Source organism: Shewanella sp. N2AIL, assembly GCF_022690845.1.
In the GTDB taxonomy this organism is placed as follows: Bacteria; Pseudomonadota; Gammaproteobacteria; order Enterobacterales; family Shewanellaceae; genus Shewanella; species Shewanella baltica.
In genome coordinates this window covers 20146-40585 of the sequence record NZ_JALBYT010000016.1, presented here as the reverse complement: position 1 = coordinate 40585, position 20440 = coordinate 20146, and the positions used below count along the sequence as shown (strand labels likewise).

Genomic DNA, 20440 nt, shown 5'->3' with positions numbered 1-20440 from the left:
TACGCCCTATTGCTTGCGGCGTTTCACCACAGTGAGCCAATCGAGGCTCACGCCCGAAATAGCATTAAAGCCGCGGATACGGAAGATAAGTTGCAGTAACTGCGGCCTTGGACGCACTTTAGGTTCGACCGAGCGCGGAATAAACCAGAGTGTCACTAAGGATCGCAGCACGGTCGAAACTAAGAACACCACGAAGATAGGGCTAGATAACACGCTATCCCAACCCGACCAGACTAAAAAATCCGCCGCATGGGAGGCAATAGTGCCGCCCAATATCGCGCCAACAAATACACAGGCCGCACTCAAGGCTGCTTGCAAAGCGGCGTAGGTCGCAAAGTCACTGCGAAAGGGGCGGATATCATAAAGGTAATTTGCCGTGCTTAAGGTGAAGCCGCTCCACGCCAAGCCAGAGAAAGTTTGGATTGCTAATATATACAGATAGTTATCCGAGAATAGCCACATCAGCGGCAAGCTTGGGATCATACAACTGGTGATGATCATCACTAAACGATTGCCGAATTGATCGCTAAAGCGACCCCAAAATCGCAAGGTGACAAATTGAGTCGCTATCGAAGCCACGCTGGCGAACACAAATTCGAGATAAGTAAACTGCAAGCCTTCCAACATATAAACGGCAAAAAATGGCGCCGAGATCGCCACCATGCCCTGCATACTGGCGACAAATAAACTGTACTGGCGAAAGGTTTTATCCTTCCACGCCTCGCGAAAATGACCAATCGTCTGCAAAAATACGCCGCGCTGTTTGGGTTCGCGCGGATCGGGATCGTGCATCTGCAGCAGTAACCAAGCCGACACAAACCTTCCCATCGCAGCGATAGAAAACAACAGACTAAAGCCCAGCCACGCCATCTGCATCGAATCGGTTAAGGTAAGTATGCCGCCACCAATAAAGAACACACTCAAAGAAGCGCCCATAGTGAGCCGAGTGCGAGCGGCGAAAAAAGCACCACGGCGCCGTTCGGGAACAATAGAGCCCATCCACGCCCGCCAATGGGGTTGAATTAGATTGATAAAGCCATGGTAACCAACGGCTAAAGCGATAAAGATCCACACCGCATGTTCAGGGCCAAAAGCGGCTAACGCGCCCATCGCCAGCACAACACAGGCCTGAAAGGCGGCGCAAAAGACGATAAAAGTTCGGCGGGAGAAATGGCTGGCGAGCCAGACAGATAAAAGCTGGGAGATAGCGCCAAAAAGCTGAGGTAAACCTGTGACAAAGCCCATCTGCGCCAGGCTGGCACCGAGAAAAATAGCGTAGGCATTGAAGAAGTTATCGCTGGTCGCCGTCATCATAGACGAGGCAACCGCCTCCTGCTGCGAGCGACGCAGGGTACATCTTAACCAAGAGTTACGTTCGCTGCGCCGTGAACAAGTGACTAACGGCTGCGCCACAGGTGAATCCATACCAAGCACAAATCCATATAATATTAAGGGATATTGCTCGATTATGTCGGATGAAATGCCATCTGCCTAGGGCTTATACCAATCGTATTAAAGCAAAACGCCCAAAGCAAAGCCTTGGGCGTTTTGTTTATCAGTGCATTGGATCGAAAAACTGGCGCAATCACCAAGATCCATATCCTGACTTAGAAATAAGCTTTAAGTACCGTCTCTTGGTCGAGCAAACTTTGGTACAAGGTAAACTGGTTGGCGGCGCGGTCCAGATTGTGGCCTTCGCGGTGAATATGGAAATACACATCACCGTTAAGGTAATCCGTTAAAAAACGCACACCTATCATCAAACAAATCACCCGCGCACCGAGCCACAGACTGCGTTTTTCGTCTTCCGTTAAGACATCACCCAACTCGCTCAAGTAGCCACGGCAAATCGCGGCGAAGATATCTTGGCGCACTTGAACTTTATCCAAGGCTGTAGAGTCTTCTTCCTCAGGCGAGCAGAAGGTGCGGACCATATCGCCAAAGTCATACATCAGATGACCTTTCATGCAGGTATCTAAATCGATAATCGCCATACTGGACATGTCGCGTTTATCGAAAAGCATGTTATTGATTTTAGTGTCGTTATGACAAATTCGCAGCGGCAGCTTTGGCGATATTTCCGCGAGTTCATCCAGCAAAGCCTGCTGAGATAACGCGTAATCAACCCAATGACGGCAGAGATCTAAACGGTGTTGGCTATCGAGTTCGGCGGCCTGTTGCAACAAGGCCATGCGTCCCGGTAAATGGTGAAATTGAGGGATCACATCTTCAAGCTCTGTCGCATCAAAGTCACTCAAGGCTGAGGCAAAATGACCAAAGGCCTTGGCCGCCATTTCCGCTTCTTGTTCCGACTTAACCACTTCAATGCTGAGACTATGTGGCAAGTAACTGATCGCGCGCCAAAATCCTTGTTCGCCTAAATCAATAGCCAACTCGCCCTCTTGGGTTAAACAAGGGCTAACGACTTTCAGGCCGTATTGTTGCTGCAACGACTTAGCGCATAAATGATGGCTAATTTTATCGGCATTGCTAACCAAAGCGTTGGGCGTTTTAAATACCTCAGTATTAATTCGCTGCAATACTAATTCGCCCGCAGGCCAGCGCACCAAAAGGGTGTCATTGATGTGGCCATTACCGAGGGCAGAAATTTTTGCCTCGGCAGCTTCAATACCAAAATGAGGCAACACTGACTGCCTGATGAGTTTAATCACTCAATAACTCCGTTAATTTTTGTTTTACCCAGACAGTGTCCTGCGGATAAGTCACGCCGAGCCAGGGCTCGCAGGCAACATCGACATAGACAGGCAAACCTTGCTCAATGCCCGCTTGTACTATGGCGGGCAAGTAACATTCAGACTTAGGTTGTTGACCCTGTTGCCCAATAAATTCGGTGAATTCACGTTTAATAACATCAAATATGCTTGGGGAGAAGCCCCAGCAAGTCATAGAGACCAAGGACTCGGGCGGCAAACTCGCATGTCCCTGTGGGCCATCACCCACCAATTGCCCACCTTGCTCGGCGATATTGAGCCATTCGGCAACCGATTTAAGCTGACCATTTTCTACCTGACACAGACCACGGTTAACGCCGCCGTGCTCAGACAATGTGAGTTCTATGGGATAAGCCACCATCATCCACTCTGTCGGTCTCATTCTTAAGCCTTTGGCTAACGAGTCAAAAGCGCTATCACCATAAAAATCATCGGCATTGATAACGGCCATTGGCCCTTTAACGAGATGGCGCGCACTCCACAGTGCATGGGCCGTGCCCCAAGGTTTAAGCCTGTGACTGAAATCCGCCAGCTGCGCCGCTTCGGGTAAATCCGTTAGGGCTTGATAGCAAAAATGATAGGCAAAATCGGTGGGCAAAAACCGTGTCAGTATCTCAGTTAATTCAGTTTCTAACTCAGGGCGGATCACCAGCACAGCACGCTGAAAGCCACTGCGAATGGCCGACATGATCGATAACACCAACATGGGTTCGCCAGCGGGACCGAGCGCTGCCAATTGCTTATCGCCGCCGAAACGACTACCTAGCCCTGCAGCCATAATGACTAAGGTCAATTCTGTATTCATGCTGGATTGATATATTCAGTTCAAATTTAAAGATGTTTCCCCAAACCGCCGCGCTCAATACCAAGGCATAACGCATTTAAAACGCGGTTTGAGAAAAAGAGGAGCAAAAGTGTAATCTACCCCTCTAATTGTGACTAGCATTTAAGCAGAAATTTTATCGACTTATGTTGCTGACCTAACTTGCAGTCTAAATCAACGCGCGATGTAATCACCAAAAGTGCGATTCTGTTCCAATATCGCTTGGCTGCCCTTAAGGCTGAACTTATAACCGCACAGGCTGATACTGCCACGGCGCGCAAGGTCCACTATGATGGCTTGGGTGTCGAGTGGGGTGAATCGTGCCTCGGTTGCTGAGTCGGCTTTCAAGTCCACTGTCACAGGGCGATAGTCAGTGCCATTGTTAAAGGACAACAGACTACAGGTTTTATCGCCCTTTGCCGTCGCTAAGGACCACAGATTTTGCGCTTTACCTTTCTCCCCGAGCCAACGCATGATCAAGATGTCATCCTCAAGCGCTACAGAAAAACCGTCAGGTAACGCGAGCGTCACCCGCTCACCCGCATAGGGCGCAATCGCGTTAACCGTTACCACGTCTGCCCCGTCGCCTGTCTCAGCAGCGCCATTTGGCCAAAGGCCCCAGACTAAGGCGCACAAGGCCACAACACCACAACCTATCCCCGCAGGACGCCAATAACGGCGTTCCAGTTTAGGCAGCTTAATCTTAGGCAGTACGAAGAAACGTTTCAGCGGCGCTAAAAACTCGAACAAACCGCGAAACAGCTCGGTCATCGAGCCAGAATCTTTCGCTTCTGCGCGGCGTTGACGCACTTCTTCGGCATGATCTTGATCGTTAAAGCTGTCCGGCTCTTCATCTTCTTCGGCGGCAAAACGCCAACCCGGTTCTGTACTGCGTTCGGCGGGATCTAATTGGGCTGCGTTAAAGTCGACATGTTTTAAATCAACATTGGCGACATCAACGTCGACTAAATCAATGTTGGTCTGTTCGACACGACTGGCGTTAGCGGGGCGAAAATCCGCATGACTGTCGGGCACCACAAAATCGGCAGGATTTTGCGTCATCCGAGTAAGGGCATCAAAACGCAGTTCATCTTGGCGCTGGGCCTCAAGCTCGGCATCCGCCGCACTCATAGTCGAGGCGACAATAGGTTCTGCAACTATTGATTCAGCGACTATTGGTTCAGAGGCAATGGGTTCAACATGGGCAGATAAATCCACCACTGCCTCAGAGGCCGTTGCGGCGCTAATGGCCTGTGCATGCGACTGCTCAACATGCGGCTCATGTCGCTCAACTTGAGGCTGCGCTTGAATATGGGCGGTCGATTTAGCTGCCTGTCTTGCGGCAACATCTTGAGTTTCTATCTCTTTAGCCGCCTTTGGAACGATCGTCGGCTCAACACGGCGCCTAGGCATAGCTTGCGATGTCGGCGCATCCAGCTCAGGGCCGAAATAACCGTAGCGATAATCGACTATGGTTGGCGCAGGTAAACGCCAGCCCCAAAACGTCAGTCCAGCGGCTAACACTAAACTCAAGCCGATCAAGGCAATATGCACATCGGCCGTTAACAGCCCGATGAAAATAAATAAGGGTAATAGGAATACGCCAATCAAGCCTTTTGATTTATCGGCATCGGCCAAACGACGCAAACTGGCGAGCCCTAATAAAGGTAAGCCCAACAATGCCAGTAAATACATCAGGAAATTAGCCCCAAAAGCAGCGGCGGCAAGTGCAATACAGACGTAAACGCCAACACTGATTGCGACAAAGCGGGGACGAGAATCACGCCCGTGAAGGCAGAAAAGAGATTTTAACAGCACGACCCTTCCTTTATTGTTGTAAAAACGAGATACAAAAAGACACTCATTGCCTTATTCGCACGAGCGTAACCAATTTACCCGCAATTGTCAGTGCCTACGACCCTAGTCGGATAAAAATGCGCATAATATCGAAGTAAATCTAAAATAGGCTTAAATTGCTGGCCTACTAGCCCTAGTATTTCTATGGTCAAAATCGGTATAATGCTCGGCTTTCTGGGCCCTTCTTGCGTTAACCAATTGGATATTTAGCTCATGACCGCACGCGGAAATTTATTTATTGTGTCGGCGCCAAGTGGCGCAGGTAAATCCTCGCTGATCTCGGCCTTGCTTAAAGACAAGCCCGCTGACATGCAGGTTTCGGTATCACATACCACCCGCGCGCCACGCCCAGGTGAAGTCGATGGTCAGCACTATCACTTCGTTAATGTTGAACAATTCAAAGCGTTAATTGCTGAAAATGCCTTTTTTGAATGGGCAGAAGTGTTCGGCAATTACTATGGTACCTCGCGCCATGTGATTGAGCATACGCTCACACAAGGTATCGATGTTTTCCTCGATATCGACTGGCAAGGTGCCGAGCAAGTGAAAGCTGTGATGCCCGATGCCGTTGGTGTGTTTATTCTGCCACCCTCGAAAGCCGAGCTAGAACGCCGCCTCACTGGCCGTGGACAAGACAGTAGCGATGTGATCGCCAGCCGTATGGCACAAGCCGTATCGGAAATGTCCCACTATAAAGAATATGATTTTATTATCGTCAACGACGATTTTGACACTGCGTTAGCTGATTTGCGTGCCATCATTCGCAGTCAGCGCTTAACCTGTGCTAGTCAGATCCACGCGCAAAATGATATGCTTGACGATCTGTTGGCAAGCCAACTGTCATAGTGTACAATTTTGCGTCATTTTTTCCCTAGATAAACTGGAGTTTCAACACATGGCTCGCGTAACTGTAGAAGACGCCGTAGAACAAATCGGCAACCGTTTTGATATGATCTTGGTTGCGGCGCGTCGTGCTCGCCAAATCGCCGTGCAGGGTAAAGACCCTATGGTTGAAGAGATGAACGACAAACCAACGGTTATCGCCCTGCGTGAAATCGAACTCGGTTTAGTTAACGCTCACACCTTAGATGCCGATGAGCGTCAAACGGTACGTGAACGTGAAGCCGCTGAAATTGCAGCAGTTTCAGCCATTGCTGAAGGCCGTTCATTATAAGAGTTGTTGAGTAAACACCTGTTTAGGTAAAAGGAGAGCTGCCACTTGTATCTGTTTGAAGGTCTAAAGGAGTCTGCTTCCGGTTACTTAGAACCCGAACAGGTAGAATTGCTCAAGCAGGCGTACCAGATTGCGCGTGATGCCCACGAAGGGCAAATGCGCACGAGTGGCGAACCTTATATTACTCATCCGGTTGCGGTTGCCCGCATCCTTGCTGACATGCGTCTTGATCATGAGACGCTGATGGCAGCACTGCTCCACGACACTATCGAAGATACTCATGTCACCAAAGACGATTTAGCCGAACTATTCGGTGTCGCGGTGGCCGAGCTCGTCGAAGGCGTGTCAAAACTCGATAAGCTTAAATTTCGCGACAAGAAAGAAGCTCAGGCTGAAAACTTCCGTAAAATGATGATGGCGATGACGCAGGATATCCGCGTTATCCTCATCAAGCTTGCCGATAGAACCCACAACATGCGTACCTTAGGCGCCCTGCGTCCCGACAAACGTCGCCGTATCGCCCGCGAAACCTTAGAAATCTACGCGCCCATCGCTAACCGTCTCGGTATCCATAACATCAAGACAGAGTTAGAAGACTTAGGTTTCCAAGCGTATTACCCCATGCGATATCGGGTGCTTAAAGAAGTCGTTAAAGCTGCCCGTGGCAATCGCAAAGAATTGATCCAAGGTATTGAAGCCGCTGTTTATACGCGCTTAAACGATGCGGGTATTCCAGGAAAAGTTAAAGGCCGCGAGAAAAATCTCTACTCCATCTATAACAAGATGCAGAGTAAAGAGCTGCAATTCCAAGAAGTGATGGATATCTACGCCTTTAGGGTGATAGTCGATTCCATCGACACTTGTTATCGCGTACTCGGCGCCATGCACGGACTGTATAAACCTCGCCCCGGTCGTTTCAAAGATTATATTGCTATCCCTAAAGCCAACGGCTATCAGTCACTTCATACCTCTTTGTTTGGTCCACACGGCGTGCCCGTTGAGATCCAAATTCGTACCGAAGATATGGACCAGATGGCCGACAAAGGGGTCGCTGCACACTGGGCCTACAAAGGCGGTGCGCAAACAGGCCAAGGCACGACGACTCAAGTGCGTGCCCGTAAGTGGATGCAAAGCTTGTTGGAATTACAACAAAGCGCCAGCACCTCATTCGAATTCGTTGAAAACGTGAAGACGGAACTCTTCCCAGAAGAGATTTATGTGTTCACCCCTGAAGGTCGCATTCTGGAATTACCCGTGAATGCCACCGCGGTAGACTTTGCCTACGAAGTGCATACAGATGTGGGTAATACCTGCGTCGGTGCCCGCGTTAACCGTCAAGCGTATCCGCTCAGCCAGCCGTTAATTTCAGGCCAAACCGTTGAAATCATTACCGCCAAAGGCGCGCGTCCGAATGCCGCCTGGCTGAACTTTGTGGTAACAGGTAAGGCCCGCGCCAAAATCCGCCAAGTGCTGAAAAGCCTTAAGGGTGATGACGCAATTGCGCTTGGTCGCCGCCTGCTCAACCATGCGCTCGGCAAGACTAAGCTCGACAGCATTCCGCCTGAGCAGATTGAAAAAGTCATTCGCGATACTAAACATACCACGCTCGATTCACTGCTCGCCGACATCGGCCTAGGCAATGCCATGAGCATTGTTATCGCCCAGCGTTTGATTGGCGATAATCTTGAAAATCAAGAAAGCCGCGACGGCCACATGATGCCAATTCGTGGCGCCGAAGGTATGCTCGTTACCTTCGCCAACTGTTGCCGCCCAATCCCTGGTGATGCCGTAATTGCCCACGTGAGCCAAGGTAAGGGCTTAGTGGTACACATGGAAAACTGCGCCAACATTCGTGGTTATCAAGGCGAGCCTGACAAGTATATTCCTGTGCAATGGGATAATGTCGAAGGCGTTGATTACCAAGCTAACCTGAGGGTGGAAATTGTTAACCACCAAGGCGCACTGGCGAAGATTACCTCGATCATTGCCGCCGAAGGCTCGAACATTCACAACCTCAGTACAGAGGAACGAGATGGCCGCGTGTATTTGATCAACCTGCGGATTTCGGTGAAAGACAGGATCCATTTAGCCAACGTGATGCGCCGAATTAGGGTACTGCCCGAAGTGCTGCGTACGTCCCGTAATCGTTAATTAACTCAACATTAGAGAGAGCGTCATGGCAGAAAAAATCATCATAGTGACCGAAAACGCCCCTGCGGCCATCGGCACTTATTCACAGGCCGTCAAAGTCGGCAGCACAGTATATTTATCCGGCCAAATTCCGCTTGTGCCAAGCACAATGCAAATTGTCAGCGATGATTTTGAAGCTCAAGTGGTGCAAGTATTTGAAAACCTAACGGCAGTTTGTACTGCTGCGGGCGGTTCAATCAACGATATCGTTAAGCTCAACATCTTCCTGATTGATTTAAGCCACTTTGCAAAAGTGAATGAAATCATGAGCCGTTACTTCAGCCAGCCATACCCTGCCCGTGCAGCTATCGGCGTGAAGCAATTGCCGAAGGATTCTCAAGTTGAAATGGATGGCGTGATGGAGCTGTAAGCTCAAGCATGCCCCTTCAACCAACAAAAAGGCGCTGCGGCGCCTTTTTTGTTGCCGTCACCAGCCTCTCTGACGCTTGCCATTCTCTTCATCTTATTTTCATACTCAGCTTGTAGGCTTTGGGCTCCATTCTCATATTTTACAATCCTGTAAACTATTTGCGCAGGCTCACAAAACTCGCCATACTGGGTGCAGCCAAAATAACAATAAAGAACAGGAATTGCCAATGGATACAGCGATTAAGACGCCAATTGAAATGCTGGCGCACTGGGCTAAGACTCAGGGGGATCAAGTCTATTTACGCCAACCTATCGAGGGTCAATTCCTTGATTTTACTTGGGCCGAAGTTCAAGAAAAAGTTCAGCAACTGGCCGGTGCCTTACAGCATCTAGGCCTAGAGCGCGGTGATAAAATTGCCGTACTCTCTAAAAACTGCGCCGAATGGTTTATCACCGACCTCGCGTTAATGCACGGCGGCTATATTAGCGTGCCGATTTACCCAACGGCCAACACAGATACCATTCGCTATGTGCTGCAACACAGCGGTGCAAAAGCCATTTTCCTCGGCAAGCTCGACCATTGGGCCGACCAAGAAGCCGGTGTCGGCGGCGAGCTGCTACGCCTTGCTATGCCCTACGATACAATGCCAGCCCAATATCAATGGGAACAATTGCTTAAACTAGGTTATCCACTCGTCGATGCGCCGCTGCCGCTGCCTGATCAAGTGATGACGCTTATCTATACCTCTGGCTCGACGGGTCAACCTAAGGGCGCGATTCAAACCTTCGCCAGCTATGGCTGGACCTGCCAAGCGGTAGTGCGTGATTTACGCACCGACGGCAATGACAGACTGTTATCCTATTTGCCTTTAGCGCACATCACAGAGCGCGTCGCGATTGAAGGTTCATCCTTCTATTCCGGCAGCGTGGTCGCCTTCGTCGAGAGTCTCGACTCCTTCGTCGCCGACGTGCAAAGGGCAAAACCGACGGTATTCTTCTCAGTGCCGCGTTTGTGGAGCCTGTTCCAGAAAAACATCATAGACAAAATTGGTGTTAGTAAACTGAATCTATTGCTGAAGATCCCGTTAATCAGCAGCTTAGTGAAGCACAAAATCCATAAAGGCTTAGGTTTGAACCATTGTCGTTTGCTCGGCTCTGGCTCTGCGCCGATCCCGCCGTCGCTGATCCACTGGTATCACAGCATTGGTCTGAATATCTGTGAAGCTTGGGGTATGACAGAAAACTGCGCCTACTCGATTATCAACTACCCTTTCGATGCCCGAAAAATTGGCACAGTAGGTCGCCCGGTCGAGGATTGTCAGATCCGCCAAGGTGAAGATGGGGAGTTGCTGCTTAAGAGTCCAGGGTTGATGACGGCTTATTACCAACAGCCCGAAGCCACTGCTGCGGCCTTCGACGCCGATGGTTTCTTCCACACTGGCGATTTGTGCTCTATTGATGCCGATGGTTGCGTGACCATTACTGGCCGAGTGAAGGACAACTTCAAAACCGCCAAGGGAAAATATGTCGCGCCCGTGCCTATCGAACGTAAATTGGCGCAGGACCCGCATGTTGAACTGATCTGCGTGATTGGCTCTGGCCTGCCGCATCCGGTCGCATTAGTGCAATTATCCGAAGGCGCTAGTTTGCAAGCCCGCGAAGAAGTCCGCGCTTCACTCAAGGCGACACTCGATAGCGTGAATCCGCACTTAGAGTCACACGAACATGTGGATGCGATTATCGTAGTTAACGATCCTTGGACGATTGAGAACGATGTACTGACACCGACGCTTAAGATCAAACGCCATGTGCTTGAAAAAGCCTTTAGCGAAAGAGTTGATGGCATTCGTGGCGCCCAAGTTCGCTGGGAAGATGAGTTAACACAAAAATAACTCGGCTAAACAGAGAGATGGCCAATGTGGTTATCGACATAAATCAAGCACGCCTCGGCGTGCTTTTTTATGACATATTCTGTCAAACTCCGATAAAACCACGTATCATGTGCGCCTGTCGGCTAAGGGATAATTCCCTTGTACTTTCCCATTCAATATAGGTTTAACAAAGTCCCGTGATGCTCATTACACTCTCGATTATTGGCGGTTTTATTATTTTAACCTTAGGCGCCGAAGCCCTAGTGCGTGGCGCGAGTGCTATCGCCCTACGCTTAGGTATTACGCCACTTATCATAGGCTTAACTATTGTTGCCTTTGGTACTAGCGCACCAGAACTGGCTGTGAGCGTCAAATCTGCCCTCGCCGGAAACAGTGGTATCGCCTTAGGTAACGTTATCGGCTCCAACATTGCCAACATAGGTTTGATCTTAGCGATCACGGCTTTAATCCGCCCTATCCAAGTGCAATCCCAAGTGGTGAAGCGCGATATCCCTTTGATGATCTTGGCTTCTATGCTGTTCTGGGGACTCTTGTTAGACGGCGAACTCAGCCTTATTGACGGTGTGGTACTGCTGTCTCTACTGTTCGGATATTTAACCTTTAGCTATATCAGCTCGAAAAACAGCAAGAATGAAGAAGAGATTGAAGCGGGTCCCAATAACCCACTGCTTTCTGGCCTGTTCATCCTAGTCGGCATTAGCATGTTAGTTGGCGGCGGTATTCTATTTGTGAACGGCGCAGTCGATTTAGCAAAAACCTTCGGCGTGAGTGAAGTCATTATCGGCTTAACGATCGTGGCGATTGGTACCAGTATGCCAGAGTTAGTGACCTCAGTGATTGCGGCACTAAAAGGTCAAAGCGATATAGCTATCGGTAACGTTGTTGGCTCTAACCTGTTCAATATTTTGGGCATTTTAGGCGTTACCGCCATAGTTCATCCAGTGTCGTCACTCGGTTTCCAACCCTTCGACTTTATGGTGATGTTAGCTTTAGCCATAGTGATTCTGCCTTTTGCATGGACGGGATTACGCATCGGCCGCCGCGAAGGTTCTGTGCTGCTACTGACCTATTTAGGTTACATGGGTTACCTGATTAACCAAGCGAGCGCTCAAGCTTTGGTATAACACTCAGCGGTAATATCCACTTAGAACACCGGAGCCTCTCCGGTGTTTTGCTATCTGGGTTTCGCACTTTTAAAAAAGACAAATTTAACACCCTTAAACTGATGACATTTGTCATGCTAAAGCCATGACCTTTGTGTCTGCATTTTTCCTGTCGAATTTCTGATAATGAGTCCGTCCCCAAACACGGGGAAACTTACTCAATAAGGAAATACCATGAAAACATTATTAATCGTCTCAAGCTTAGCGCTTATCAGCAGCCACGCGTTTGCAGCGTCGCCCTCTAACGCCAACATCACCAGCATAGATGCGGCCTCAAACTCGATGAACCTAGCGCAGCTGCAACAACTGAGTGCCAGCACCCAAGATTACGATAAAGCCTATGCGAACTATCGCTTAGCCATTAGCGCCAATGTCATGGGACAAAAAGCCCTCGCCAGCAGTGCACTGACTAATGCGCAAACTGCATTAGAAGCCTTAGAAACCAGCCAAGCTGACGCGGAATCCCTCGCGCTGTTATCGTCGGTTTATGGCCTGCAAATCGCCTTAGACAATAGCAAAGGCGCAACTCTCGGGATGAAATCAGCCAATGCCATTGCCAACGCCGAACAGTTAGAACCCCAAAATCCACGGATCGCATTGGTTAAAGCCATCGCCGCCTATAACACGCCAACTATGTTTGGCGGCAGCATGCAAAATGCTAAGACGCTCGCCACTACCGCCATAGAAAGATTCACCCAACCTTGCAACGACATTTGTTGGGGTGAAGCCGAAGCTTACACGTGGCGCGGGCTCGCTAAACAGGAATTAGGCGATAGCCAAGGCGCGAGTGAAGATTGGCAACAGGCGATGAAAGTGCAAGCAGATTACGGTTGGGCAAAATTTTTGCTTCAACAAAATCAGCAATTAAGTGCAAACTAGACCAAGTTGTTAACAGGGACTGATGACGCTGACCCCAGCGCCAATCCCTAAACAGATGAATCAACACAGATGTCACCTTCGGGCATTCAACGAACAACGATTAACAGTCAACACAGTTTCATAGAGGCATTATGATCAGCACGCATCTTCAGCTCGAACGAAAACTCGCTTGGGTGTATTTGATAAACTTAGTGTTTTATCTTATTCCGCTTGCCATCAATACGTATCCAGCATGGAAAATCGCCCTTAGCTTTGCCGTGCTCGTTCCTTTTATTGCCAGTTATTTTTGGGCCTATAAGTGCAATCAGAATAGCGCCTATCGCCCCATTCTGATGATGGTGGCCATCGCCACAGCAATCACCCCAATCAACCCAGGATCTATCTCGTTATTCACCTTTGCCGCTTTTTTCATTGGCTTTTTTTACCCTCTCAGAACCTGTCTGTTGGCTATTGCCGCCTTAATCGGCCTGTTGTTTGCCCTCAATGAAATTTACGACTTTAACAGTTACTACTTTCCGCTTTACGGCTCAGGATTAGTGCTCGGTGTAGGCATGTTTGGCGTAGCCGAACGCAGGCGTCATCAACATAAATTGAAAGAACAGCAAAGCACGCAAGAAATTAGCACCTTAGCGGCTATGGTTGAGCGAGAACGCATTGCCCGCGATCTACACGACATCATGGGCCACAGCTTGTCTTCGATTGCGCTTAAGGCGGAACTGGCAGAAAAACTGCTGGCAAAACAGCAATACCAACTGGCCACAATCCAGCTTAATGAACTCGGCCAAATTGCCCGCGAGAGCCTCAGCCAAATTCGCCACACCGTATCTGACTACAAACATAAGGGTCTCGCGGATAGCGTGACACAACTGTGTAAACTATTGAGGGAAAAAGGAGTCAGTGTCGAGCTGACAGGCAATATCCCTAAACTGCCCGCCAGAATGGAGAGCCAGCTGGGATTAATTGTCACTGAACTGGTGAATAATATTTTACGCCATAGCGGCGCAAGTCAATGTATTATCGACTTTATTCAGCAAGCAGATAGGCTAGTCGTTGAGGTCAAAGATAATGGCACAAGTAAACCTATCGCTGAAGGCAATGGCCTCACGGGGATACGCGAACGTCTTGACAGCTTAGGCGGCAGCTTGAGCTATAATCTCGAACAGGGATATGCATTTACCGTCAGTTTACCTTTGCAGGGAGCAACAGATTAATGAAGATTTTATTGGCGGAAGACCAAGCCATGGTGCGAGGCGCACTCGCGGCACTCCTCACGCTTGCGGGAGGCTTTAATATCACCCAAGCGAGTGACGGCGACGAGGCCCTAGGCCTACTCAAACAGCAAAGCTTTGATCTCTTGCTAACCGACATCGAAATGCCCGGCCGCACAGGCCTAGAACTGGCAACTTGGTTAAAGGATCAACATAGTCAAACTAAGGTCGTGATCATCACCACCTTCGGCCGCGCGGGCTATATCAAACGCGCTATCGAAGCTGGAGTCGGCGGTTTTCTACTAAAAGATGCGCCCTCGGAAACCTTAGTCAACGCGATTCAACAAGTTATGGCGGGTAAACGGGTCATCGATCCTGAACTGGCCATGATGGCAATTGGTGACGCCGACCCACTCAACGATAAAGAGCGCCGCGCCCTACGCCTCGCCAGTGAAGGCAAATCCACCGCCGACATCGCCGAAACCCTTTTTATCGCCGAAGGCACAGTGCGTAACTACCTCTCCGAAGCCATAGCTAAACTCAATGCTAGCAACCGAATCGATGCAGCACGCATCGCCAAACAAAAGGGCTGGCTGTAATCACGCTCACGGTTAACTACTCTTTCGTTCATATCGACAATTTTTGCGGCCTTAGCCGAAACCTAAGGGCCGCAAACTGACGTTAGTTATGCTAGCAAATAAGTCCCTCATTCTGCTTGAGATTGCCTTACGCTTATTCTCTGTTAATATATGTATAAATTCACAGTGATTGAGTGCTAACGACTTGCAGCAATTGGATCTTGTTCCGATCACCGACCTCAAAGGCGTCGCCAAAAAGGTCGCGGAGAAACTCGCAAAGCTCGGCATCACAACAGTACAAGATCTGCTGTTTCACTTACCCCTGCGCTACGAAGACAGAACCCAAATCTATCCGATTGCCGCCCTTATGCCCGGCAGTTACGGCACCATAGAAGCTGAAATCCAATCGACGCAAATCATCCAAGGCCGCAAGCGTATGCTGGTCTGCAATGTGCGCGACGATACGGGTAGCTTGAGCCTGCGCTTCTTTAACTTTTCCGTCGCCCAGCGTAATGCCATGCAAAACGGTTTGATGATCCGCGCCTACGGTGAAGTGCGCCGTGGCGGCCATCAAGCTGAGATAGTGCATCCAGAATATAAAGTCGTGTATCCCGGTGAAGATGTTCATCTGAGTGATACCCTAACGCCGATTTATCCCACAACTGAGGGCTTAAAACAGGCAAGTTGGCTCAAGCTGACCGAGCAAGCTTTGGTATTGCTGGAAGATGGCGGCTTAACTGAGCTGCTGCCACCGCAGTTGCAACCGAATAACATTAGCCTTAAACAAGCGCTGCAGACGCTGCATCGGCCTCCTGCGGGGATATCTCAGTTCGATTTAGAGTTAGGCCAACACCCTGCACAGCAGCGACTCGTACAGGAAGAATTACTCGCCCACAATCTCAGCATGTTACGCCTAAGACAGCGCAGTAATCTAGACGCTGCCGTCACCATGCAGGCCACGGGGCAGTTGCTCAATCCCTTCCTTGCCGCTTTGCCTTTTAAGCCCACAGGCGCCCAGCAAAGAGTGGTGGCCGATATAGGCAAAGATTTAGAAAAGCCGCACCCTATGATGCGCTTAGTGCAAGGGGATGTAGGTTCAGGTAAAACCTTAGTCGCGGCGATGGCTGCGCTGCAAGCGATTGAAAACGGTTATCAAGTTGCCATGATGGCGCCAACAGAACTATTGGCCGAGCAACATGCGACTAACTTTGCCGCTTGGTTTGAGCCACTCGGACTTAAAGTCGGTTGGCTGGCGGGTAAACTCAAAGGCAAGGTCAGAGCGCAATCCCTTGCGGACATAGAATCCGGCGCCGCCCAGATGGTGATTGGTACCCATGCCATCTTCCAGCAGCATGTGGTCTTTAGCAAACTTGCGTTAATTATCATAGATGAGCAGCACAGATTCGGCGTACACCAACGCTTAGGTCTGCGTGAAAAAGGCGTGAGCCAAGGGTTCCACCCGCATCAATTGATCATGACGGCAACGCCGATCCCGCGCACGCTGGCGATGACGGCCTATGCAGATCTCGACACATCCATTATCGATGAACTGCCGCCGGGACGGACACCCGTGACCACAGTGGCGATTGCCGATTCACGCCGCAACGAAGTGCTTGAACGGGTACGTAACGCCGTCATCACAGATAAACGTCAGGCCTATTGGGTGTGCACTCTGATTGAAGAATCCGAAGTGCTCGAATGCCAAGCCGCCGAAGACACGGCCGAAGAACTGCGTCTCGCCCTGCCCGAGCTCAATATTGGTCTCGTGCATGGCAGGTTGAAGAGCGCCGAGAAACAGCAAATCATGGCCGATTTTAAGGCGGGCATAATTCATTTACTGGTGGCAACAACCGTGATTGAAGTCGGCGTCGATGTGCCTAATTCCAGCCTGATGATCATTGAAAACCCTGAACGTTTAGGTTTGGCACAACTACACCAACTGCGCGGACGAGTCGGTCGAGGCGCCATCGCAAGCCATTGTGTGTTACTCTACAAGGCGCCATTGAGCCATACCGCCACCCAAAGACTGAGTGTACTCAGACAAAGTAATGACGGTTTCATCATAGCGCAGAAAGATTTAGAAATTCGTGGCCCAGGTGAAGTACTTGGCACTAAGCAAACGGGACTGGCCGAGCTGAAAATTGCCGATCTGGTGCGCGATCAAGCTTTGATCCCGCATATTCAAAAACTGGCAAATCATGTGATGGCGCAGGCCCCCGAAAAAGTCGATGCGATTATCTTACGTTGGCTCGGGCACAAGCAGCACTATGTGCAGGCTTAGGCAGTAAAGGGGAAAGGCCGAGGAGTGACATCTGCCTCGATACTCAAAATAAATTGTTTATGTTCAGCTAAGCGCTATAGACAAGCGCATGGAAACTTGCAAAATGAACCAGCGGCATTCCAATAGTCCGCTCTTGCACTTTAATGTTAGCTGCATGTATTCACCAAGTTACCTTGACACTCAAGCGAAGGATGTAAAATGCAAGTTAATCAAGATGATAGAATAACACCTCAAGAGACTTCTTCTAGCAGTAATCGCTTTGCGCTTTTTGCGATAGTGCTCGTCGTGCTACTTTCTGCCGGAGGATATTATTACTACAGCGGTGACTCAGATTCACCTAAACTCATCCCTAACGCGCCAATTGTATTGCCTGAAACACCGCCATCTGAGCCAATGACGCTCGAAAGTGCGCCAGAGCCAGAAACCACTGAAACGACGCCTGCTGTTACAGAAACAAACACCAACAGCACAGAAGCCCCTGCGGTAACGGAGCCTGAAGTGGTTGCTGAACCTGTACCTGCACTGGCTGAAAGTGATGCATTCGTACAACAAAAAGCCCTCGCCATTATCGATAACAATGTGCTGGGTTCTGCATTAGTGCAGCAAGATCTCGCACGCCAATTTGTGGTGTTTGTTGATAACTTAGCTCAGGGCGAATTGACCCGTAAAGTGAGTCCACTCAAAGGCCCAGAGAAGCATTTCTCGGTTTCTGAAATCACCAACAAAGTGTATTTAAACCCTGAGGGTTTCCACAGATACGATGCCTATGTTGACTCGATTGCCAAAATGGACGAACAGACGTTAATGGTCACCTATAAGCAAATGACGCCTATGCTAGAGGAAGCCTTTACCGAACTCGGCTACAGCAACGCAAAATTCAACGACAGAATGCTGCAAGCGATTAAAATACTGCTCGCGGCGCCTATCATTGAAGATCCGATTGAGCTGAGCTCTATTAGCGTTAACTATCAATTTGTTGACCCTAACTTAGAGGCACTACCTAGCGCGCAAAAACTGCTGATCCGTATGGGTCCAGAAAATACCCGCAAGCTAAAAGTGGCTCTACGTAAACTCGAGAACCAACTGGCACAGTAAAACCTTGCCGTGGATAAGACAAAAGGCGCTCAGTGCGCCTTTTTTCATTTTGAGCGCAAATCGCTAGGATAAAAAAGCCTGTCGAATGAGACTGCCATTGCGATATATGTTACAGAAATTCGATCGTTCTGCTGAAAATCACAGCACTTGATCCCATTGCGTTAACCCATACAATGCAAATGGCTTCATAAAAACGCGGGGCATAGTGTAGAATGGCCACGCTGTAGAGGGCATTCCTAGCGTCATCGTCATTCATCAAACGCGTTTACACCTCACTATGGTATGACAATCCATCAATGTTCTAACTTAGTTAGGGATAACTAAGACAGCTTAAATTTAGTGTCGAGGCAAAGTAGTGCAACTAACATTCAGCATTCTCTCTTGGGGCGCTTGGGCCCCTCAATATCAGCATCCGCAAAGTTGGCAAACTTGGTGCAAAAATTCGGCTGAATTAAATCTCGACACACCACAGTCTGATACGACCGCTCCCGCACTTAAACACGTTCCCGCCATGCAACGCCGCCGTTTTAGTCGCTTAACTAAGATGATGTTAGAAGTGAGTTTTCAGTGCGATATGCCGGCGAACTGCCGCTCTATTTTTGCCTCGCGCCACGGAGAGTTGCAGCGCACTATCGGACTGCTCGAAGACATTATCGCCAAACAGCCCTTATCGCCCTTAGGGTTTAGTCAGTCGGTGCACAACACCGCCAGCGGCATTTTTGGCATAGTGGCGGCCAATACCGCACCGTCGACCTCAGTTGCGGCAGGTACCGAAACCCTGTCACAAGCTATGGTTGAAGCCTTCGCCCAGTTACACCAGTCACCAGAACCCTTGCTGTTAGTCTTCGGTGATGATCCTGTGCCACCTGTGTACGATGAGTTTACCCAAGAATTTGAATTGCCTTTGGCCCTAGGATTACAGCTCGCGCCCTTCGATGCGCCCGCTTCGGTCAAGCTCACAGTGAGCCGCATCTCTGAGTCAAGCGCATTAAATCCTTTGACCTATGGCGCCTTGCTCCATGCACTCGCGACAGCACAAAATATTTCAGGCTGCTTATCCCAATGGTATTGGAAGCTAGAGCATGTTTGATACAGCCCACAGCCATGACGCCGCCAAGGGTTATGAAGATTCAATGCACAATGCCGCTTATACCCCGCCGGAGACTCGCCGCGCAGGGCTGAACTATGTGTCACGTTGGCTAGGCGGAGTGAGTTGTTATATCGCCTTTGGCTTAGGCGGCTTATTAAGCTCCTTGACCATTTTACCTTTGCTACGTTTCTGGCCTGGTACATCCGAGGCGCGGATTATTCGAGTCCAAAAGGCCGTGCATCTGATGTTCAAAGGCTTTGTCGCCATGCTCACTTGGGCGGGCGTGATCCACGTTAGTACCCATAGAGCACAACAACTGCACGACGCCAGAGGCGTTATCGTTATCGCCAATCATCCCAGTTTAGTGGATGTGGTCGTGTTGATAAGCCTCATGCCCAATGCGGGCTGCATAGTCAAACAAGGTTTATGGCGTAATCCGTTTTTGCGTGGTGTCGTGTCCTGCGCGGGTTATATTCCCAATCGCGGCGCCGAACTTATGCTAGAGGATTGCCGCGAAGTGCTCGCGAGGGGCACCAATTTAATTATCTTCCCCGAGGGCACACGCACGGTTGTCGGCGCGACCATTAACGACTTTGCCCGCGGCGCCGCCAACATTGCCTTAAGGGCCGAAGCAGATATTTTACCTGTGGTGCTGCGTACCAATGTCCGTGGTTTGACAAAGGAGCAACCTTGGTATGAGATCCCAAGGCAAACCATGGGGATGGCCGTTGAAATCGGCGCAACAGTTTCTTACCAAAAGTACCAAGCGGCTTTAGGTGAGCATGCAAAAATGGCCCGGCAGCTGACGCGGGATCTTGAACACTACTATAAACAACAACTCGAAAATAATTATGAACTTAAACAATGAAATAAAGCAGTTAATCATCGACTGTCTCGATCTTGAAGACGTCAGTATTGATGATATTGAAACCGATGCGCCGCTCTTTGGCGAAGGTCTAGGCTTAGATTCAATCGACGCCCTCGAACTCGGCTTAGCCATCAAGAAAAAATTTGATGTAAAAATCGAAGCGAACTCGGATGCCACTAAGGCCCATTTTCACAGTGTTGCCAGCTTAGCTAGCTTTATCGAATCACAGCGTCCATAGGAG

The 20440-nt window shown here is 49.6% G+C and carries 18 protein-coding genes; 14 read left to right on the top strand and 4 right to left on the bottom strand.

The window, feature by feature from the left end:
• Positions 1–6 precede the first annotated feature (6 nt).
• From MO387_RS11225 to MO387_RS11210, 4 genes are all read right to left on the bottom strand, one after another.
• Entirely contained in the window at positions 7–1425 is a 1419-nt protein-coding gene (locus MO387_RS11225; protein WP_107949574.1) for an MFS transporter, read from the bottom strand.
• Between the two features lie 182 nt (positions 1426–1607).
• Positions 1608–2672, bottom strand: a complete 1065-nt coding sequence (locus tag MO387_RS11220; protein WP_199908766.1) for an aminoglycoside phosphotransferase family protein — start codon at positions 2670–2672, stop codon at positions 1608–1610.
• Positions 2665–3537 carry an NTP transferase domain-containing protein gene (locus MO387_RS11215; protein ID WP_107949575.1) on the bottom strand — a complete coding sequence of 291 codons (873 nt, stop codon included), beginning with the start codon at positions 3535–3537 and terminating at the stop codon, positions 2665–2667. The genes MO387_RS11220 and MO387_RS11215 overlap by 8 nt, the downstream gene beginning before the upstream one ends.
• A gap of 192 nt (positions 3538–3729) precedes the next feature.
• Positions 3730–5373 (bottom strand): hypothetical protein, encoded by a 1644-nt coding sequence (locus MO387_RS11210; protein WP_107949576.1) that lies wholly within the window; start codon positions 5371–5373, stop codon positions 3730–3732.
• Positions 5374–5625: 252 nt separating this feature from the next.
• Between MO387_RS11210 and gmk the strand changes: the two genes are divergently transcribed.
• From gmk to MO387_RS11140, 14 genes are all read left to right on the top strand, one after another.
• Positions 5626–6258, top strand: coding sequence for a guanylate kinase (gene gmk, locus MO387_RS11205; RefSeq protein WP_107949578.1), 633 nt, complete (start codon positions 5626–5628; stop codon positions 6256–6258).
• A 49-nt stretch (positions 6259–6307) separates the two neighbouring features.
• Positions 6308–6586, top strand: coding sequence for a DNA-directed RNA polymerase subunit omega (rpoZ, locus tag MO387_RS11200; RefSeq protein WP_006079841.1), 279 nt, complete (start codon positions 6308–6310; stop codon positions 6584–6586).
• A 45-nt stretch (positions 6587–6631) separates the two neighbouring features.
• Positions 6632–8737: a bifunctional GTP diphosphokinase/guanosine-3',5'-bis pyrophosphate 3'-pyrophosphohydrolase gene (gene spoT, locus MO387_RS11195; protein WP_006079840.1), complete on the top strand. Its 2106-nt coding sequence runs from the start codon at positions 6632–6634 to the stop codon at positions 8735–8737.
• A 25-nt stretch (positions 8738–8762) separates the two neighbouring features.
• Positions 8763–9146, top strand: a complete 384-nt coding sequence (locus MO387_RS11190; protein ID WP_242326287.1) for a RidA family protein — start codon at positions 8763–8765, stop codon at positions 9144–9146.
• A gap of 226 nt (positions 9147–9372) precedes the next feature.
• Positions 9373–11037, top strand: a complete 1665-nt coding sequence (locus MO387_RS11185; protein ID WP_242326285.1) for an AMP-binding protein — start codon at positions 9373–9375, stop codon at positions 11035–11037.
• Positions 11038–11216: 179 nt separating this feature from the next.
• Positions 11217–12161: a calcium/sodium antiporter gene (locus MO387_RS11180; protein ID WP_071940439.1), complete on the top strand. Its 945-nt coding sequence runs from the start codon at positions 11217–11219 to the stop codon at positions 12159–12161.
• Positions 12162–12374: 213 nt separating this feature from the next.
• Complete coding sequence (locus tag MO387_RS11175) at positions 12375–13079, top strand: hypothetical protein (protein ID WP_242326283.1); 705 nt, start codon at positions 12375–12377, stop codon at positions 13077–13079.
• 131 nt (positions 13080–13210) lie between these two features.
• Positions 13211–14290, top strand: coding sequence for a sensor histidine kinase (locus MO387_RS11170; RefSeq protein ID WP_107949585.1), 1080 nt, complete (start codon positions 13211–13213; stop codon positions 14288–14290).
• Positions 14290–14886 carry a response regulator transcription factor gene (locus MO387_RS11165; RefSeq protein WP_107949587.1) on the top strand — a complete coding sequence of 199 codons (597 nt, stop codon included), beginning with the start codon at positions 14290–14292 and terminating at the stop codon, positions 14884–14886. Before MO387_RS11170 ends, MO387_RS11165 begins: the two co-directional genes overlap by 1 nt.
• 184 nt (positions 14887–15070) lie before the next feature.
• A complete protein-coding gene (recG, locus tag MO387_RS11160) occupies positions 15071–17146 on the top strand; it encodes an ATP-dependent DNA helicase RecG (RefSeq protein WP_014620564.1) in 2076 nt (691 codons plus the stop codon).
• Positions 17147–17344: 198 nt separating this feature from the next.
• On the top strand, positions 17345–18241 hold the full coding sequence (locus MO387_RS11155; RefSeq protein WP_006079828.1) for a DUF3014 domain-containing protein: 897 nt from the start codon (positions 17345–17347) through the stop codon (positions 18239–18241).
• 355 nt (positions 18242–18596) lie between these two features.
• A complete protein-coding gene (locus MO387_RS11150; protein WP_107949589.1) occupies positions 18597–19331 on the top strand; it encodes a beta-ketoacyl synthase chain length factor in 735 nt (244 codons plus the stop codon).
• Positions 19324–20199 carry a lysophospholipid acyltransferase family protein gene (locus MO387_RS11145; protein WP_199908767.1) on the top strand — a complete coding sequence of 292 codons (876 nt, stop codon included), beginning with the start codon at positions 19324–19326 and terminating at the stop codon, positions 20197–20199. Before MO387_RS11150 ends, MO387_RS11145 begins: the two co-directional genes overlap by 8 nt.
• Positions 20183–20437: a phosphopantetheine-binding protein gene (locus MO387_RS11140; RefSeq protein WP_006079824.1), complete on the top strand. Its 255-nt coding sequence runs from the start codon at positions 20183–20185 to the stop codon at positions 20435–20437. The genes MO387_RS11145 and MO387_RS11140 overlap by 17 nt, the downstream gene beginning before the upstream one ends.
• The last annotated feature ends 3 nt before the right edge of the window (positions 20438–20440 follow it).

Excerpts from the sequence above, each read along its gene's own strand:
- MO387_RS11225 (WP_107949574.1), bottom strand. The coding sequence starts at position 1,425 with ATGGATTCACCTGTGGCGCAGCCGTTAGTCACTTGTTCACGGCGCAGC.
- rpoZ (WP_006079841.1), top strand. The coding sequence starts at position 6,308 with ATGGCTCGCGTAACTGTAGAAGACGCCGTAGAACAAATCGGCAACCGT.
- MO387_RS11185 (WP_242326285.1), top strand. The coding sequence starts at position 9,373 with ATGGATACAGCGATTAAGACGCCAATTGAAATGCTGGCGCACTGGGCT.
- MO387_RS11155 (WP_006079828.1), top strand. The coding sequence starts at position 17,345 with ATGCAAGTTAATCAAGATGATAGAATAACACCTCAAGAGACTTCTTCT.
- MO387_RS11190 (WP_242326287.1), top strand. The coding sequence starts at position 8,763 with ATGGCAGAAAAAATCATCATAGTGACCGAAAACGCCCCTGCGGCCATC.
- MO387_RS11165 (WP_107949587.1), top strand. The coding sequence starts at position 14,290 with ATGAAGATTTTATTGGCGGAAGACCAAGCCATGGTGCGAGGCGCACTC.
- MO387_RS11215 (WP_107949575.1), bottom strand. The coding sequence starts at position 3,537 with ATGAATACAGAATTGACCTTAGTCATTATGGCTGCAGGGCTAGGTAGT.
- MO387_RS11140 (WP_006079824.1), top strand. The coding sequence starts at position 20,183 with ATGAACTTAAACAATGAAATAAAGCAGTTAATCATCGACTGTCTCGAT.
- MO387_RS11180 (WP_071940439.1), top strand. The coding sequence starts at position 11,217 with ATGCTCATTACACTCTCGATTATTGGCGGTTTTATTATTTTAACCTTA.
- MO387_RS11170 (WP_107949585.1), top strand. The coding sequence starts at position 13,211 with ATGATCAGCACGCATCTTCAGCTCGAACGAAAACTCGCTTGGGTGTAT.
- MO387_RS11175 (WP_242326283.1), top strand. The coding sequence starts at position 12,375 with ATGAAAACATTATTAATCGTCTCAAGCTTAGCGCTTATCAGCAGCCAC.
- gmk (WP_107949578.1), top strand. The coding sequence starts at position 5,626 with ATGACCGCACGCGGAAATTTATTTATTGTGTCGGCGCCAAGTGGCGCA.
- MO387_RS11145 (WP_199908767.1), top strand. The coding sequence starts at position 19,324 with ATGTTTGATACAGCCCACAGCCATGACGCCGCCAAGGGTTATGAAGAT.